The following is a 15,637-nucleotide window of genomic DNA, read 5'->3' as shown; positions in this document are numbered from 1 at the left end:
TGGATCAGTTCCTGAACGTTCAGGCGACCGAGCCGCCAGCTGCTTCGATCGCGGCCTTGGCACCCTTCGTGGCGTTCACGCCCTTCAGAGCCACCTTGCGTTCGATCGCGCCGGACAGGATCACCTTCACCGACTTCGCCAGTTGCGGGACCAGGCCCACAGCCTTGAGCGTCGACACGTCGATCTCGTCGCCAGCCAGGCCTTGCAGGTCCGACAGCGTGATCTCGGCGTTGTACTTCAGCGTCAGCGACTTGAAGCCACGCTTGGGCAGGCGACGCTGCAGCGGCATTTGACCGCCTTCGAAGCCCACCTTGTGGTAGCCACCCGCGCGGCTCTTTTGACCCTTGTGACCGCGACCTGCGGTCTTGCCCAGGCCGGAGCCGATGCCGCGGCCGACACGGCGCTTGGCATGCTTGGCGCCCTCAGCGGGCTTGATCGTATTGAGTTCCATCGTCTTGTCCTCGGTGGGCAGCGCTTACAGCACCTGCACCAGATAGGCGATCTTGTTGATCATGCCGCGCACGGCGGGCGTGTCTTCCAGCGTGCTCTGGCTGTTCAGCTTGCGCAGACCCAGGCCGACCACGGTGGCACGGTGCGAGGCGCGGCAGCCGATGGGGCTACGCACCAGCTTGACCGTCACGGTTTTCTTGTCAGACATCTTGTGCTCCGCTTGGGCGATCAGTTGAAGATTTCTTCAACCGTCTTGCCGCGCTTGGCAGCGACTTCCGACGCGGTGGTGGAACGCTTCAGAGCATCCAGCGTCGCGCGGACCATGTTGTACGGGTTCGTCGAACCGTGGCTCTTGCTCACGATGTCGGTCACGCCCATCACTTCAAAGACGGCACGCATCGGGCCGCCAGCGATCACGCCAGTACCGGTCGGAGCCGGAGCCAGCATGACGCGCGAAGCGCCGTGCTCGCCCACCACGTTGTGGTGAACGGAACCGTTCTTCAGCTGGACCTTGATCATGTTGCGGCGGGCCGATTCCATCGCCTTTTGCACAGCGACGGGCACTTCCTTGGCCTTGCCCTTGCCCATGCCAATGCGACCATCGCCATCACCGACCACCGTCAGAGCAGCGAAGGACAGCGTACGGCCGCCCTTGACCACCTTGGTGACGCGGTTCACCGCGATCATCTTTTCCTTCAGGCCGTCGTCGTTGCCTTCAGCCTGGGCGCCGCGGGGTTGAAACTTTGCCATTTCGTATTCCTATGCGTCAGAACTGCAGACCGGCTTCGCGAGCCGCCTCGGCCAGGGCCTTCACCCGGCCGTGGTACGCGAAACCCGAGCGGTCGAAAGCGACCTTCTCGACGCCAGCAGCCTTGGCCTTCTCGGCAATCAGCTTGCCAACCACGGATGCTGCAGCCACGTTGCCGCCGTTGCTGACTTGGGCGCGAACCGACTTCTCGGCGGTCGACGCAGCAGCCAGCACCTTGTTGCCGTCTTCCGACAGCACTTGGGCGTAGATGTGCAGGTTGGAGCGGAACACCGTCAGACGGGCGACGCGCTGGAGCGCGATGCGAGCACGGGTCTGGCGCGAACGACGCAGGCGTTGTTCTTTCTTGGTCATCATGGCGCTGTTCCTTACTTCTTCTTGGTCTCTTTGAGGGTGACCTTCTCATCCGAATAACGGATGCCCTTGCCCTTATAAGGCTCAGGGGGACGGAAGGCGCGAACCTCAGCGGCGATCTGACCGACGATCTGACGATCGGCACCCTTGATGACGATTTCCGTCTGGGTCGGGCACTCGACCTTGATGCCAGCCGGCATGTCCTTGACCACCGGGTGCGAGAAGCCGATCTGCAGGTTCAGCTTTTGACCCTGGGCTTGAGCGCGGAAACCCACGCCGACCAGGTTCAGCTTCTTCTCGAAGCCCTTGCTGACGCCATTGACCATGTTGGCCACCAGAGCACGCATCGTGCCGCTCATCGCATCGGCTTCGGCCGACTCGTTGGCGGGCACAAAGCTCAGCTTGCCAGCGTCATTCTTGACGGACACCAGCTTGTTCGCCGGACGCACCAGCGTCCCCAGCGAACCCTTGACGCTGATCGAATCAGCGCCGACGGTCACATCCACGCCTTGCGGGAGGATGACCGGCATTTTTCCAACGCGGGACATTGTTCCTACTCCTTCGCTTAGGCGACGTAGCAGAGCACTTCACCGCCGATACCGGCAGCGCGCGCCTTGCGGTCCGTCATGACGCCCTGCGGCGTGGTGACGATCGCCACACCCAGGCCATTCATGACCTGAGGAATGTCGTGACGGCCCTTGTAGATACGCAGCCCCGGGCGGCTCACGCGCTCGATGCGCTCGATCACCGGACGGCCAGCGTAGTACTTCAGGGAAATTTCCAGCTCAGGGCGGGAAGCTTCGCCACGGACGGCGAAGTCGTCGATGTAGCCTTCGTCCTTCAGGACCTTGGCAATCGCCACCTTCAGCTTGGACGACGGCATGGCAACGCTCGTCTTCTCGACGATTTGGGCGTTGCGGATGCGGGTCAGCATATCGGCGATGGGATCACTCATGCTCATTTGCGATATCTCCTATCAGCCGATTACCAGCTGGCCTTGACGACACCAGGGATGTCGCCCTTGAAGGCCAGTTCACGGATCTTGTTACGGGCCAGGCCGAACTTGCGGAACGTACCGCGCGGACGACCAGTCAGTTCGCAGCGATTGCGCAGACGTGTCGGGTAGGCATTGCGCGGCAGCTTTTGCAGCTCGAGGCGAGCGGCGTAACGCTCTTCATCGGACTTCTTGCTGTCGTCAATGATGGCCTTCAGTTCGGCGTACTTCTTGGCGAACTTGGCGACGAGCGCCTCGCGCTTCAGCTCACGTTGTTTGATCGAGAGTTTTGCCACGGTTCACCTCAGTTCTTGAACGGAAACTTGAACGCAGCCAGGAGAGCCTTGGCTTCGTCGTCCGTCTTGGCAGTCGTCGTGATGCTGATGTTCAGACCACGCAGAGCATCCACCTTGTCGTACTCGATCTCGGGGAAGATGATTTGCTCTTTGACGCCGATGTTGTAGTTGCCGCGACCGTCGAACGAACGGCCGGAGATACCACGGAAGTCGCGAACGCGCGGCAGCGCGATCGTCACGAAGCGGTCCAGGAATTCGTACATCTGGACGCCACGCAGCGTCACCATCGCGCCGATGGGCACGTTGTCACGAATCTTGAAGCCGGCGATCGCCTTCTTCGACTTGGTCACCACGGGCTTCTGACCCGCGATCTTGGTCAGGTCGCCAACAGCGTGGTCCATGACCTTCTTGTCAGCCACCGCCTCGCTCACGCCCATATTCAGCGTGATCTTGGTGATGCGCGGCACTTCCATGACCGACTTGTAACCAAACTTCTCGGTCAAGGCGGGCACGATTTTTTCGCGGTATTGCGTTTGCAGACGAGCCATGTCGGACCTCTTAAGCCTTGATCTCTTCGCCGGTCGACTTGAACACGCGCACCCGCTTGCCATCGACGAGCTTGACGCCCACGCGATCGGCCTTGCCGGAAGCGGCGTTGAAGATCGCCACGTTGGATTGATGGATGGGCATGGTCTTGTCAACGACGCCGCCGGTTGTACCCTTCATGGGGTTCGGCTTGACGTGCTTCTTGACGACATTCACGCCCTCGACCACAACGTGGTCTGCGTCAGCGCGCGCGGTCACGGTGCCGCGCTTGCCTTTGTCGCGGCCGGTCAACACGATGACCTGGTCGCCGGTACGAATCTTGTTCATGGCTTACCTCAGACTGTGGGGGCTCAAAGCACCTCAGGCGCCAGCGACACGATCTTCATGAAGCGCTCGGTACGCAGTTCACGCGTAACCGGGCCGAAGATGCGCGTGCCGATCGGCTCGAGCTTGGCGTTGAGCAGCACGGCGGCGTTGCCGTCGAACTTGACGAGCGAGCCGTCTTGGCGACGAACACCCTTGGCCGTACGAACGACCACAGCGCTGTACACCTCGCCCTTCTTCACGCGACCACGCGGCGCAGCTTCTTTGATGCTGACCTTGATGATGTCGCCAATGTGCGCATAGCGACGCTTGGAGCCGCCCAGCACCTTGATGCACTGAACCGACTTGGCGCCAGTGTTGTCCGCGACGTCAAGCCGCGATTGCATTTGAATCATGTCTGTCCCCAACTTGCCCCGAGTCCCTCCGCATCAGCGAAAGTCGTCGGTCAGTCTTGGGCCCGTAAGTCGATCAGCGCTGGCTTTCACCAACACCCCTCGACGGTTGAGGGCGGATCCGAGGCCAGGCAGTTTGGAGCGAGGATGCTCACGCGCCTAGCGTTCGGCGAAGCTGCGCATTATGCAGCGCGGCGGTGTTGACGTCAACTACCCCCGCAATGTTTTTGCAAAGCGCCCCGGAGCGGCCATCAAGAGCCGCCGCCGAGGGGAAATGCCTGCGCAATTAAAGGGCGCGCGCTTGCTGCAGCATCGTGGCTGCGTCGCTGACCGCGAATTGTCCCGGAGCCTCCACGTTCAGCGTACGCACCACGCCATCTCGGACCAGCATCGAATAACGCTGCGAACGCAGCCCCATGCCCTTCGAGGTGAGGTCCAACGTCAGCCCAACCGCCTGGGTGAAGGCGGCGCTGCCGTCGGCCATCATGCGCACTTTCCCGCCCGCCTTCTGCTCGCGCCCCCAGGCGCCCATGACGAAAGCGTCATTGACAGAGACGCACCAAATTTCGTCAACGCCTGCCGCGCGAAGTTCATCCGCCGCCTCGACATAGCCGGGCACGTGCTTGGCCGAACACGTCGGCGTGAAGGCGCCCGGCAGCGCGAACACCGCGATGGTTTTGCCGGCAGTGGCCGCTTTCACATCGAACGCGTTGGGCCCGAGGGTGCAACCCTCACCTTCCACTTCGATGAATTCCTGCAGGCTGCCCGCGGGCAACGAATCACCAATTTGAATCATGGATACACCTCATTGGCATGGCGCCAAATAAAAAACCGGCGCGCCAGAAATCCAGCGCGCCGGTTGCAGTCCGGTCAGGAGACCGAAATCCGTTTAGACGATTTCAGCCTTCTCGACCAGGCGGGTGACAACCCAGCTCTTGGTCTTGGAAAGCGGACGGCCTTCGCTGATCTCGACCACATCACCCATCTTGTACTCGCCCTTTTCATCGTGGGCGTGGTACTTGCGGGAACGGGCCACGATCTTGCCGTAGAGCTCGTGCTTGGCGCGACGCTCGACCAGGACGGTGACCGTCTTGGCGCGCTTGTCGCTCACCACGCGACCGACGAGGGTGCGGGTGTTCTTGGTGACGGCCTCAGTCATTTCGCGGCCTCCTTCTTCTTTTGTGCCAGAACGGTCTTGGCACGCGCGATGTCGCGGCGGGTCTTGCCCAGCTGGCTGTGGTTGGTCAGCTGCTGGGTGGCCTTTTGCATGCGCAGGCCGAAGTGGGCCTTCAGCAGGTCGGTCACTTCCTTTTCGAGGGCAGCGACGTCCTTGGCGCGGAGTTCAGATGCTTTCATGGTGTCCTTCCTCAGGTACCGACCTGGCGGGCCACGAAGGTGCACTTCAGCGGCAGCTTGGCAGCGGCCAGCGTAAAGGCTTCACGAGCGAGTTGCTCGGGAACGCCGTTGACCTCGTAGATCACCTTGCCCGGCTGGATCTCGGCGACGTAGTACTCGGGGTTACCCTTGCCGTTACCCATACGAACTTCGGCGGGCTTTTGCGAGATGGGCTTGTCCGGGAACACGCGGATGAAGATCCGGCCGCCACGCTTGATGTGACGCGAGATCGCACGGCGAGCCGCTTCGATCTGGCGGGCCGTCAGGCGGCCACGCTCCGTGGCCTTCAGGCCGAAGTCACCGAAAGACACCGCAGCGCCTCGGGTTGCAACACCCGTGTTGCGGCCCTTCTGCTCCTTGCGGTATTTACGACGAGCGGGTTGCAGCATATTTATTCTCCTTTGGCCTCACCAGCAGCGGGAGCCTTGCGGATCACGCGCTTGCCGGCGGGCTGGGCTGCACCGCCAGGAGCGGCTGCAGCGGGCTGGTCTGCTCCGTCACGCGGGCCACGGTCGCCACCCGGACGGCCACGGCCACCAGGAGCGCCCGGACGGGCGTTACGGCGCGGGCGACGATCGTCTTCGGCGCCTGCGGGGGTGTTGATGACCGGAGCCTCGCCATTGGCCAGGCGGTCACCGCGGTAGACCCAAACCTTGACGCCGATGACGCCGTAGGTGGTCTTGGCTTCAGAGAAGCCGTAGTCGATGTCGGCCTTCAGGGTGTGCAGGGGCACACGACCTTCGCGATACCACTCGGTGCGAGCGATTTCGATGCCGTTCAGACGACCCGCGCTCATGATCTTGATGCCCTGGGCACCCAGACGCATGGCGTTTTGCATCGCGCGCTTCATGGCGCGGCGGAACATGATGCGCTTTTCGAGCTGCTGGGTGATCGAGTCGGCAATCAGCTGGGCATCGACTTCAGGCTTGCGCACTTCTTCGATGTTGACGGCGACGGGCACGCCCAGACGCTTGGTCAGCTCAGCCTTCAGCGCTTCGATGTCTTCACCCTTCTTGCCGATCACGACGCCCGGACGAGCCGAGAAAATCGTGATGCGGGCGTTCTTGGCAGGACGCTCGATCAGGATGCGCGAAACAGCGGCGTTCTTAAGCTTGGCCTTCAGGTAGTCGCGAACCTGCAGATCTTCAGCCAGCATGCTGGCGAAGTTCTGGTTGTTGGCGTACCAGCGCGAGGCCCAGTTACGGGTGACAGGCAGGCGGAAGCCAACCGGATGGATTTTCTGTCCCATAGTCTTCCTTGCGCCTTAGTTGCCGACTGCCACGAAGATGTGGCAAGTGGGCTTGCTGATGCGGTTGCCGCGGCCCTTGGCGCGAGCCGAGAAGCGCTTCAGCGTGGCACCCTGTTCGACGTAGATCGAGGTGACCTTCAGATCATCAATGTCAGCGCCGTCGTTGTGCTCGGCGTTGGCGATGGCGCTTTCGAGCGCCTTCTTGATGATGACGGCCGCCTTCTTCTGGGTGAAGGTCAGGATGTTGAGGGCGTGATCCACCTTCTTGCCGCGGATCATGTCGGCCACGAGGCGGCCCTTGTCACACGACAGGCGGACGCCACGGACGATTGCTTTGGTTTCCATCGTCTCTAGTCCTTACTTCTTCCCGGCCTTCTTGTCGGCCGGGTGGCCCTTGAAGGTGCGGGTCAGTGCGAATTCACCCAGCTTGTGGCCGACCATTTGGTCAGACACATAGACCGGCACGTGCTGCTTGCCGTTGTGAACGGCGATCGTCAGACCGATGAACTCGGGCAGGATCGTCGAGCGACGCGACCAGGTCTTGATGGGCTTCTTGTCCTTGTTGGCAACCGCCTTGTCGACCTTGGCCTGCAGGTGGTGGTCAACGAACGGGCCCTTCTTCAGCGAACGAGTCATGGCCTAGCCCTTACTTCTTGCGACGCGAGACGATGAACGTCTGCGTGCGCTTGTTGTTGCGAGTGCGATAGCCCTTGGTCATCGTGTTCCACGGGGACACGGGGACCTGGCCCTCGCCGGTGCGGCCTTCACCGCCGCCGTGCGGGTGGTCAACCGGGTTCATGGCGACGCCGCGGACGGTCGGGCGAATGCCCTTCCAGCGGATGGCACCGGCCTTGCCGTACTGGCGCAGGCTGTGCTCTTCGTTGCTCACTTCACCGATGGTGGCGCGGCAGTCGATGTGCACGCGGCGGACTTCGCCGGAGCGCAGGCGAACCTGAGCGTAGACGCCTTCGCGAGCCATCAGGACGGCGGAAGCGCCGGCCGAACGGATCATCTGGGCACCCTTGCCAGGCAGCAACTCGATGCAGTGGATCGTGGAGCCGACCGGAATGTTTCGGATCGGCAGCGTGTTGCCCGCCTTGATCGGCGCTTCAGCGCCGCTCAGGATGGTCGCGCCGACTTCCAGGCCGCGCGGAGCAATCACGTAACGACGCTCGCCGTCGGCGTAGCACACCAGAGCGATGTGAGCCGTGCGGTTCGGGTCGTACTCGATCGTCTCGACCTTCGCGGGAATGCCGTCCTTGTTGCGCTTGAAGTCCACAACGCGGTAGTGGTGCTTGTGACCACCGCCCTTGTGACGCATCGTGATGTGACCGTTGTTGTTACGGCCAGACTTCTGCTTCTGGGGCTCCAGCAGCGAAGCCTCAGGCGCGCCCTTGTGGAGGTGCTTGTGCACCACCTTCACAACGCCACGGCGACCGGGCGAAGTGGGCTTGACTTTGACGATGGCCATTTACGCGGCCTCCCCGGAGAAATTGAGCTCTTGACCGGCCTTGAGGGCCACGTAGGCCTTCTTGACGTGGTCACGGCGACCCGGACGGCCACCAAAGCGCTTGGTCTTGCCCTTGACGTTCACCACGCTGACCGACTCAACTTCCACCTTGAACATCAGTTCAACAGCGGCCTTGATTTCGGGCTTGGTGGCATCGCGCAGGACCTTGAACAGAACCTGGTTGTGCTTCTCAGCGACTTGCGTGGCCTTTTCGGACACGATGGGCGCGAGCAGCACGGAGGCCAGGCGGCCTTCAGCAAACTTGGGGGCGCTCATGCCAGCATCTCCTTGAGTTGCTCGACCGCAGCCTTGGTCACCAGCACCTTCTTGTAGAAGACGAGGGACAGCGGGTCGGCGTAACGCGGCTCGACGACGAGCACGTTGGCCAGATTGCGCGAAGCCAGCAGCAGGTTGTCGTCGACCGTGTCGGCGATCACCATCACCGAGTCCAGGCCCATGGCCTTGAACTTGGCAGCCAGCAGCTTGGTCTTGGGAGCTTCGACCGAGATCGAATCCACCACAGCCAGGCGACCTTCACGGGCCAGCTGCGACAGGATCGCAGCCATGCCAGCGCGGTACATCTTCTTGTTCAGCTTGTGCGAGAAGTTCTCGTCAGGCATGTTCGGGAAGATGCGACCGCCCCCGCGCCACAGCGGCGACGAGGTCATACCGGCGCGAGCGCGGCCGGTGCCCTTCTGGCGGAAAGGCTTCTTGGTCGAGTGATGGACCTGTTCACGGTCCTTCTGAGCACGGGTGCCTTGACGGGCATTGGCCTGGAAGGCCACGACCACCTGGTGCACCAGGGCTTCGTTGTAATCGCGAGCGAAGATGGTGTCGGGCGCGTCCACCTTGGACGTGGCCTGACCCTGCTCGTTCAGGAGCTCGAGCTGCATCAGTTGGCTCCCTTCTTGATCTTGACCTTGACGGCCGGGCGAACGACAACGTGGCCGTTCTTGGAGCCCGGAACCGCACCGCGAACCAGCAGCAGCGAACGGGCTTCGTCCACGCGCACGATGTCGAGGTTTTGGGTGGTGACGGTTTCGTCGCCCATGTGGCCGGTCATCTTCTTGCCCGGGAACACGCGCCCCGGATCTTGCGCCATCGAGATCGAGCCCGGCACGTTGTGCGAACGGCTGTTACCGTGCGACGCGCGCTGCGAGCTGAAGTTGTGACGCTTGATGGTGCCGGCGTAGCCCTTACCGATGGACGTGCCTTGCACATCGACCAGCTGGCCCGTGGCGAACAGCGTCACGGGAACCGTTGCGCCAGCCTTGTACTGGGCTGCAACGTCGGCGTCGACGCGGAATTCCTTGAGGATTTCACCGGCTTCGACACCTGCCTTGACAAGGTGGCCGGCTTCAGGCTTGGTGACGCGCGAAGCTTTGCGCGTACCGAACGCCACTTGAATGGCGCTGTAGCCGTCGGTCTCTTGGGTCTTGACCTGGGTCACGCGGTTGTTGGACACATCCAGCACCGTCACAGGGATGGCATCGCCATCGTCCGTGAAGATGCGCATCATGCCCACCTTGCGGCCCAGCAAACCGAGACGGTTGCTCAGACTCATGTTTTTCTCCAGCCCCGACCACTGATGCGATCGAAGCCATTACGAACACCCGACATCGATTGGCCGGGCTGACCTTGCGACGCCACCAAAGTAGCGCCGCGCGAACCCCGAGCAGGCGTGAGCCAACCCGGAAAAGCTGGCGAGTATAGCTTGAGGGATTGCCCGGATGCAACCCCAGGCCGAACAGTGCCCAAAAAGAAACCCCGCTCAGGGTCATGAGCGGGGTTTGGGATCAAGGGGCCTCACGGCCCAAAGATCACTGCAGCTTGATTTCGACGTCGACGCCAGCGGGCAGGTCGAGCTTCATCAGCGCGTCAACCGTCTTGTCGGTCGGGTCGACGATGTCCATCAGGCGCTGGTGGGTGCGGATTTCGAACTGGTCACGGCTCGTCTTGTTGACGTGCGGCGAACGCAGGATGTCGAAACGCTCCATGCGCGTCGGCAGGGGCACCGGGCCCTTGACGATGGCGCCCGTGCGCTTGGCCGTTTCCACGATTTCGAGGGCCGACTGGTCGATCAGCTTGTAATCAAACGCCTTCAGGCGGATGCGGATCTTTTGCTTTTGCATGACGATTCCTTAAAGAGCGAGTGGAGCGCCGAACGGAAGCCGCCCGGCGCACGTCACGCAGTGATTACTCGAGGATCGTGGCAACGACGCCCGAACCGACGGTGCGGCCACCTTCACGGATGGCGAAGCGCAGACCGGTTTCCATGGCGATCGGGGCGATCAGCTTCACGGTGATGCCGACGTTGTCGCCAGGCATGACCATTTCCTTGTCCTTCGGCAGCTCCACGGCACCGGTCACGTCCGTCGTGCGGAAGTAGAACTGGGGACGGTAGTTGTTGAAGAACGGGGTGTGACGGCCGCCCTCTTCCTTCGACAGCACGTAGATTTCGGCCGTGAAGTGGGTGTGCGGCTTGATCGTGCCCGGCTTGGCCAGCACTTGGCCGCGCTCGACGTCTTCGCGCTTGGTGCCGCGCAGCAGGATGCCGACGTTGTCGCCCGCTTGACCTTGGTCCAGCAGCTTGCGGAACATTTCGACGCCCGTGACCGTGGTCTTCTGGACTTCGCGGATACCGACGATTTCGATTTCTTCGCCGACCTTGATGATGCCGCGCTCGACGCGACCGGTCACCACGGTGCCACGGCCCGAGATCGAGAACACGTCTTCCACCGGCAGCAGGAAGGCGCCGTCAACGGCACGGTCCGGCTGGGGGATGTAGGTGTCCAGCGCATCGGCCAGGCGCATGATGGCTTGTTCGCCCAGGTCGCCCTTGTCGCCTTCCAGCGCCAGCTTGGCCGAACCCTTGATGATGGGGGTGTCGTCGCCCGGGAAGTCGTACTTGCTCAGCAGCTCACGCACTTCCATTTCGACGAGCTCCAGCAGCTCGGCGTCGTCGACCATGTCGCACTTGTTCAGGAAGACGATGATGTACTTCACGCCGACCTGACGGGCCAGCAGGATGTGCTCACGGGTCTGGGGCATCGGGCCGTCAGCGGCCGAGCACACCAGGATCGCGCCGTCCATCTGGGCGGCGCCGGTGATCATGTTCTTGACGTAGTCGGCGTGGCCGGGGCAGTCAACGTGCGCGTAGTGGCGGTTGGCCGTCTCGTACTCGACGTGCGCGGTGTTGATCGTGATGCCGCGGGCCTTCTCTTCCGGAGCCGCGTCAATTTCGTCGTACTTCTTCGCTTCGCCGCCGAACTTGGCCGACAGAACGGTCGCGATTGCAGCCGTCAGCGTGGTCTTGCCGTGGTCGACGTGACCGATCGTGCCCACGTTCACGTGCGGCTTGGTCCGTTCAAACTTGCCTTTTGCCATTTCAATTCTCCGAAAAGAGCAGTTCGCCAGTCTGTTGGTTTAGCGTTTCCACAGCGCCCAGAGTTCCCGCCGACTGGCGAAGCGGGTGGGCCGCTGTGAAGACGATTCTCAAAAGAGGATCAGGTCGACGACTTGCCGCGCGCCAGGATGATGGCGTCAGCCACGTTCTTGGGCGCTTCAGAGTAGTGCTTGAACTCCATCGTGTACGTGGCGCGACCTTGCGTGGCCGAGCGCAGCGACGTGGAGTAGCCGAACATTTCGCTCAGCGGCACTTCGGCCTTGATGACCTTGCCACCGCCGACCATGTCGTCCATGCCCTGCACCATGCCACGACGGCTGGACAGGTCACCCATGACGGTACCGGCGTAGTCTTCCGGCGTCTCGACCTCCACGGCCATCATCGGCTCGAGGATGACGGGGCTGGCGCGACGCATGGCTTCCTTGAAGCCCATGGAGGCGGCCATCTTGAACGCGTTTTCGTTCGAGTCCACGTCGTGGTACGAACCGAAGGTCAGCGTGGCCTTGACGTCCACCACCGGGAAGCCGGCCAACACGCCGTTCGGCAGCGTGTCGATGATGCCCTTTTCCACGGCCGGGATGTATTCGCGAGGAACCACACCGCCCTTGATGGCGTCGACGAACTCGAAGCCCTTGCCCGGCTCTTGCGGCTCGAGCGTCAGCACGACGTGACCGTACTGGCCCTTACCACCGGACTGGCGAACGAACTTGCCTTCGACGTCGGTTGCGGTCTTGCGGATGGTTTCGCGGTAGGCCACTTGCGGCTTGCCGACGTTGGCTTCCACGCCGAACTCGCGCTTCATGCGGTCGACGATGATTTCCAGGTGCAGCTCGCCCATGCCCGAGATGATGGTCTGGCCGGACTCTTCGTCGGTGCGCAGACGGAAGGACGGGTCTTCGGCAGCCAGACGGCCCAGCGCGATGCCCATCTTTTCCTGGTCGGCCTTGGTCTTCGGCTCGACAGCCTGCGAGATCACCGGCTCCGGGAAGATCATCTTTTCCAGGGTGATGACGCTTTCCGGGTCGCACAGCGTTTCGCCGGTCGTGACGTCCTTCAGACCCACGCAAGCCGCGATGTCGCCGGCCAGAATTTCCTTGATTTCTTCACGCTGGTTGGCGTGCATCTGCAGGATCCGGCCGATGCGCTCCTTCTTGCCGCGGATCGGGTTGTAGACGGTTGCGCCGGATTGCAGCACGCCCGAATACACACGCACGAACGTCAGCTGACCGACGTAGGGGTCGGTCATCAGCTTGAAGGCCAGCGCCGAGAACTTCTCTTCGTCGGTGCGCTCGCGGGTGATCGGCTGGTCGTCTTCGTCCGTGCCCGACACCGGAGGGATGTCCAGCGGCGACGGCAGGAAGTCGATGACGGCGTCCAGCATGCGCTGCACACCCTTGTTCTTGAAGGCGGTGCCGCACAGCATCGGCTGGATCTCGGTCGCGATGGTGCGCTGACGGATCGCGAGCTTGATCTCTTCCTCGGACAGGTCACCCGTCTCGAGGTACTTGTTCATCAGCTCTTCGGTCGCTTCGGCAGCCGACTCGACCAGCTTTTCGCGCCATTCCTGAGCGACTTCCACCAGGTCGGCCGGGATGTCTTCGAAGGTGAACTTCATACCCTGGGACGCTTCGTCCCAGATGATGGCTTTCATCTTGAAGAGGTCCACCACGCCCTTGAAGTTTTCTTCAGCGCCGATGGGAATCACCACGGGCACCGGGTTGGCCTTCAGGCGGGTCTTCATCTGGTCCACGACCTTGAAGAAGTTCGCGCCGGTGCGGTCCATCTTGTTGACGAACGCGAGGCGGGGCACCTTGTACTTGTTGGCCTGGCGCCAGACGGTTTCCGACTGGGGCTGCACGCCACCCACGGCGCAGTACACCATGCAAGCACCGTCCAGGACGCGCATCGAGCGCTCGACTTCAATGGTGAAGTCCACGTGTCCGGGGGTGTCGATGATGTTGAAGCGGTGCTCGGGGTAGGACATGTCCATGCCCTTCCAGAAGCAGGTCGTCGCGGCCGACGTGATCGTGATGCCGCGCTCTTGCTCCTGCTCCATCCAGTCCATCGTGGCGGCGCCATCGTGCACTTCACCAATCTTGTGGTTCACACCGGTGTAGTAAAGGATGCGTTCGGTCGTGGTGGTCTTGCCAGCATCGATGTGCGCAGAGATACCGATGTTGCGGTAGCGCTCGATGGGGGTTTTGCGGGCCATGGTTTGCTCCAGAAGACAGGAGCCGCCAGCGGGTTAGGGCAAACCCGAGGCGGCCGAAAGACGTTGAGTTTAGAAGCGGAAGTGCGAGAACGCCTTGTTGGCTTCTGCCATGCGGTGAACTTCGTCGCGCTTCTTCATCGCGCCACCGCGGCCTTCAGCGGCCTCCAGCAGTTCATTGGCCAGGCGTTGGGCCATCGACTTCTCACCGCGCTTGCGAGCGGATTCCTTGAGCCAGCGCATGGCGAGGGCCATCCGGCGGACGGGACGAACTTCCACGGGAACTTGGTAGTTCGCACCGCCGACACGGCGGGACTTCACTTCAACCATGGGCTTCACGTTGTTCAGGGCGACCATGAACACTTCCAGGGGGTCCTTGCCGACCTTCTTCTCGACTTGGTCGAGAGCGCCGTAAATGATGCGCTCGGCAACAGCCTTCTTGCCCGATTCCATGATGACGTTCATGAACTTGGACAGGTCGACGGAACCGAACTTGGGATCCGGCAGGATTTCGCGCTTGGGTACTTCGCGACGACGTGGCATGGGAATCTTCCTTCTGCTTCAGTTGGAGGGGCTTGTCGCCTCGCTCCGCTGGACAACCACCGACATCTGGGGCCATCCACTTACTCGGCTGACTGAGACATTCAGCAACCGCAACAACGTTGGGTCAGCTGTAGCGCTGAACCCGAACAACCGATTTACTTCTTGGGACGCTTGGCACCGTACTTGGAACGGGCCTGCTTGCGATCCTTGACGCCTTGCAGGTCCAGCGAACCGCGGACGATGTGATAACGCACACCAGGCAAGTCCTTCACACGACCGCCGCGCACGAGCACGACGCTGTGTTCTTGCAGGTTGTGGCCTTCACCGCCGATGTACGAGATGACCTCGAAACCGTTGGTCAGGCGCACCTTGGCGACCTTACGCAGAGCCGAGTTCGGCTTCTTGGGCGTGGTGGTGTAGACGCGGGTGCAGACACCGCGGCGCTGCGGGCAGTTTTGCATCGCAGGCGACTTGGACTTGGTGACCTCAGCCTCACGGCCGTGGCGCACCAGTTGATTGATGGTTGGCATAAAACGACTTGTTCCCGTTTGAAGTCAGTGAACCTCACCGATGGTTTCGGCGCGCGCAAGCGCGCACCGCCCAAAAGGCGAAGAGCCGGCGATTGTAGACCGGGGGCGTTCCACACACAAGGCCCTGCGCGCAGACCCGCTAAGCTCCCGCCATGGATCCCACCGCGCCCGCTGTTGCCCCCTCTTTGCCCGTGCCCGCCGACGAGCGGCCGCAGTTGGTGATCGACACCCAGGTCGTGATGGACTGGCTGGTGTTTCGCGATCCGCGTGTGGAGCGGCTGACCCACGCGCTCACGGCCGGCAGCCTGCGCTGGCTGGTGGCGCCCGCCATGCTGGACGAACTGTGGCATGTCCTTGGTCGCGGGGTGGCGGCGGCCTATGGGCCGGATCGGGCCCACATCGAGTCGCAGTTCGCCGCCCACGCACTCTGGGTGGACAACCCACCGCCGCAGGCGCTGGCCGGGCGCTTGGTCTGCCGCGATCCGGATGACCAAAAGTTCATCGACCTTGCAGTGGCGCACCGGGTGCGGTGGCTGATCTCGCGCGATAAGGCTGTGCTCGCCTTGGCCAAACGCGCGCGCGCGATTGGCATCCAGATCGTGACGCCGGACCGCTGGGCGGCCGAGTAGGCAAGAAAAAAGCCGCCGCGGCAGCACCGGGCGGCTTTCGACAG

Annotated in this window: 27 protein-coding genes; 1 reads left to right on the top strand and 26 read right to left on the bottom strand. The window is 62.3% G+C overall.

Features of this window, described 5'->3' with window-relative positions; translation table 11 throughout:
• Positions 1-19: 19 nt before the first annotated feature.
• The 26 genes from rplO to rpsL form a co-directional block, all read right to left on the bottom strand.
• A complete protein-coding gene (gene rplO, locus ACG01O_RS17160) occupies positions 20-451 on the bottom strand; it encodes a 50S ribosomal protein L15 (RefSeq protein ID WP_394386473.1) in 432 nt (143 codons plus the stop codon).
• 24 nt (positions 452-475) lie between these two features.
• A complete protein-coding gene (rpmD, locus tag ACG01O_RS17155) occupies positions 476-658 on the bottom strand; it encodes a 50S ribosomal protein L30 (protein ID WP_056877725.1) in 183 nt (60 codons plus the stop codon).
• Positions 659-678: 20 nt separating this feature from the next.
• The gene (gene rpsE, locus ACG01O_RS17150; RefSeq protein ID WP_394386470.1) at positions 679-1,200 is read right to left on the bottom strand and encodes a 30S ribosomal protein S5; all 522 of its coding nucleotides are present in this window, start codon (positions 1,198-1,200) and stop codon (positions 679-681) included.
• A gap of 16 nt (positions 1,201-1,216) precedes the next feature.
• A complete protein-coding gene (gene rplR / locus ACG01O_RS17145; protein WP_394386468.1) occupies positions 1,217-1,573 on the bottom strand; it encodes a 50S ribosomal protein L18 in 357 nt (118 codons plus the stop codon).
• An 11-nt stretch (positions 1,574-1,584) separates the two neighbouring features.
• Entirely contained in the window at positions 1,585-2,118 is a 534-nt protein-coding gene (gene rplF, locus ACG01O_RS17140; protein WP_394386466.1) for a 50S ribosomal protein L6, read from the bottom strand.
• Positions 2,119-2,135: 17 nt separating this feature from the next.
• Positions 2,136-2,531, bottom strand: a complete 396-nt coding sequence (rpsH, locus tag ACG01O_RS17135) for a 30S ribosomal protein S8 (protein WP_394386464.1) — start codon at positions 2,529-2,531, stop codon at positions 2,136-2,138.
• Positions 2,532-2,554: 23 nt separating this feature from the next.
• Complete coding sequence (rpsN, locus tag ACG01O_RS17130) at positions 2,555-2,860, bottom strand: 30S ribosomal protein S14 (protein ID WP_088484488.1); 306 nt, start codon at positions 2,858-2,860, stop codon at positions 2,555-2,557.
• An 8-nt stretch (positions 2,861-2,868) separates the two neighbouring features.
• Positions 2,869-3,408: a 50S ribosomal protein L5 gene (rplE, locus tag ACG01O_RS17125; RefSeq protein ID WP_394386462.1), complete on the bottom strand. Its 540-nt coding sequence runs from the start codon at positions 3,406-3,408 to the stop codon at positions 2,869-2,871.
• 10 nt (positions 3,409-3,418) lie between these two features.
• Complete coding sequence (gene rplX, locus ACG01O_RS17120; RefSeq protein WP_088484486.1) at positions 3,419-3,733, bottom strand: 50S ribosomal protein L24; 315 nt, start codon at positions 3,731-3,733, stop codon at positions 3,419-3,421.
• Between the two features lie 23 nt (positions 3,734-3,756).
• Entirely contained in the window at positions 3,757-4,125 is a 369-nt protein-coding gene (gene rplN / locus ACG01O_RS17115; protein ID WP_056194233.1) for a 50S ribosomal protein L14, read from the bottom strand.
• Positions 4,126-4,408: 283 nt separating this feature from the next.
• The gene (locus ACG01O_RS17110) at positions 4,409-4,918 is read right to left on the bottom strand and encodes a peroxiredoxin (RefSeq protein WP_394386459.1); all 510 of its coding nucleotides are present in this window, start codon (positions 4,916-4,918) and stop codon (positions 4,409-4,411) included.
• Between the two features lie 93 nt (positions 4,919-5,011).
• A complete protein-coding gene (gene rpsQ, locus ACG01O_RS17105; protein WP_394386457.1) occupies positions 5,012-5,281 on the bottom strand; it encodes a 30S ribosomal protein S17 in 270 nt (89 codons plus the stop codon).
• Entirely contained in the window at positions 5,278-5,478 is a 201-nt protein-coding gene (rpmC, locus tag ACG01O_RS17100; RefSeq protein WP_394386455.1) for a 50S ribosomal protein L29, read from the bottom strand. Before rpmC ends, rpsQ begins: the two co-directional genes overlap by 4 nt.
• An 11-nt stretch (positions 5,479-5,489) precedes the next feature.
• Positions 5,490-5,906, bottom strand: a complete 417-nt coding sequence (rplP, locus tag ACG01O_RS17095; protein ID WP_088484481.1) for a 50S ribosomal protein L16 — start codon at positions 5,904-5,906, stop codon at positions 5,490-5,492.
• Positions 5,907-5,908: 2 nt separating this feature from the next.
• Positions 5,909-6,766, bottom strand: a complete 858-nt coding sequence (rpsC, locus tag ACG01O_RS17090; RefSeq protein WP_394386453.1) for a 30S ribosomal protein S3 — start codon at positions 6,764-6,766, stop codon at positions 5,909-5,911.
• A gap of 15 nt (positions 6,767-6,781) precedes the next feature.
• Positions 6,782-7,111 carry a 50S ribosomal protein L22 gene (rplV, locus tag ACG01O_RS17085; RefSeq protein ID WP_394386452.1) on the bottom strand — a complete coding sequence of 110 codons (330 nt, stop codon included), beginning with the start codon at positions 7,109-7,111 and terminating at the stop codon, positions 6,782-6,784.
• Between the two features lie 12 nt (positions 7,112-7,123).
• Positions 7,124-7,402 carry a 30S ribosomal protein S19 gene (gene rpsS / locus ACG01O_RS17080; protein WP_088484478.1) on the bottom strand — a complete coding sequence of 93 codons (279 nt, stop codon included), beginning with the start codon at positions 7,400-7,402 and terminating at the stop codon, positions 7,124-7,126.
• A gap of 10 nt (positions 7,403-7,412) precedes the next feature.
• Positions 7,413-8,237 carry a 50S ribosomal protein L2 gene (gene rplB, locus ACG01O_RS17075; protein ID WP_233395050.1) on the bottom strand — a complete coding sequence of 275 codons (825 nt, stop codon included), beginning with the start codon at positions 8,235-8,237 and terminating at the stop codon, positions 7,413-7,415.
• On the bottom strand, positions 8,238-8,552 hold the full coding sequence (gene rplW / locus ACG01O_RS17070; protein ID WP_394386449.1) for a 50S ribosomal protein L23: 315 nt from the start codon (positions 8,550-8,552) through the stop codon (positions 8,238-8,240).
• Positions 8,549-9,169, bottom strand: coding sequence for a 50S ribosomal protein L4 (gene rplD, locus ACG01O_RS17065; protein WP_268169255.1), 621 nt, complete (start codon positions 9,167-9,169; stop codon positions 8,549-8,551). Before rplD ends, rplW begins: the two co-directional genes overlap by 4 nt.
• Complete coding sequence (gene rplC, locus ACG01O_RS17060) at positions 9,169-9,840, bottom strand: 50S ribosomal protein L3 (RefSeq protein WP_394386446.1); 672 nt, start codon at positions 9,838-9,840, stop codon at positions 9,169-9,171. Before rplC ends, rplD begins: the two co-directional genes overlap by 1 nt.
• 256 nt (positions 9,841-10,096) lie before the next feature.
• Positions 10,097-10,408, bottom strand: coding sequence for a 30S ribosomal protein S10 (gene rpsJ / locus ACG01O_RS17055; protein ID WP_056194266.1), 312 nt, complete (start codon positions 10,406-10,408; stop codon positions 10,097-10,099).
• Positions 10,409-10,472: 64 nt separating this feature from the next.
• Positions 10,473-11,663: an elongation factor Tu gene (gene tuf, locus ACG01O_RS17050; protein WP_394386422.1), complete on the bottom strand. Its 1,191-nt coding sequence runs from the start codon at positions 11,661-11,663 to the stop codon at positions 10,473-10,475.
• A gap of 119 nt (positions 11,664-11,782) precedes the next feature.
• Positions 11,783-13,894: an elongation factor G gene (gene fusA / locus ACG01O_RS17045; protein WP_394386444.1), complete on the bottom strand. Its 2,112-nt coding sequence runs from the start codon at positions 13,892-13,894 to the stop codon at positions 11,783-11,785.
• A 69-nt stretch (positions 13,895-13,963) separates the two neighbouring features.
• Positions 13,964-14,434 (bottom strand): 30S ribosomal protein S7, encoded by a 471-nt coding sequence (gene rpsG, locus ACG01O_RS17040; RefSeq protein ID WP_394386442.1) that lies wholly within the window; start codon positions 14,432-14,434, stop codon positions 13,964-13,966.
• A 155-nt stretch (positions 14,435-14,589) separates the two neighbouring features.
• The gene (rpsL, locus tag ACG01O_RS17035; protein WP_088486369.1) at positions 14,590-14,964 is read right to left on the bottom strand and encodes a 30S ribosomal protein S12; all 375 of its coding nucleotides are present in this window, start codon (positions 14,962-14,964) and stop codon (positions 14,590-14,592) included.
• 152 nt (positions 14,965-15,116) lie between these two features.
• Here rpsL and ACG01O_RS17030 point away from each other — a divergent pair, with 152 nt between their 5' ends.
• Positions 15,117-15,593 (top strand): PIN domain-containing protein, encoded by a 477-nt coding sequence (locus ACG01O_RS17030; RefSeq protein ID WP_394386439.1) that lies wholly within the window; start codon positions 15,117-15,119, stop codon positions 15,591-15,593.
• Positions 15,594-15,637 lie beyond the last annotated feature (44 nt).

The sequence above is a fragment of the Pelomonas baiyunensis genome (assembly GCF_043555935.1).
GTDB lineage: Bacteria > Pseudomonadota > Gammaproteobacteria > Burkholderiales > Burkholderiaceae_C > Pelomonas > Pelomonas baiyunensis.
The sequence above is the reverse complement of the archived record's forward strand: the minus strand, read 5'-3'. Positions and strand labels throughout refer to the sequence as shown.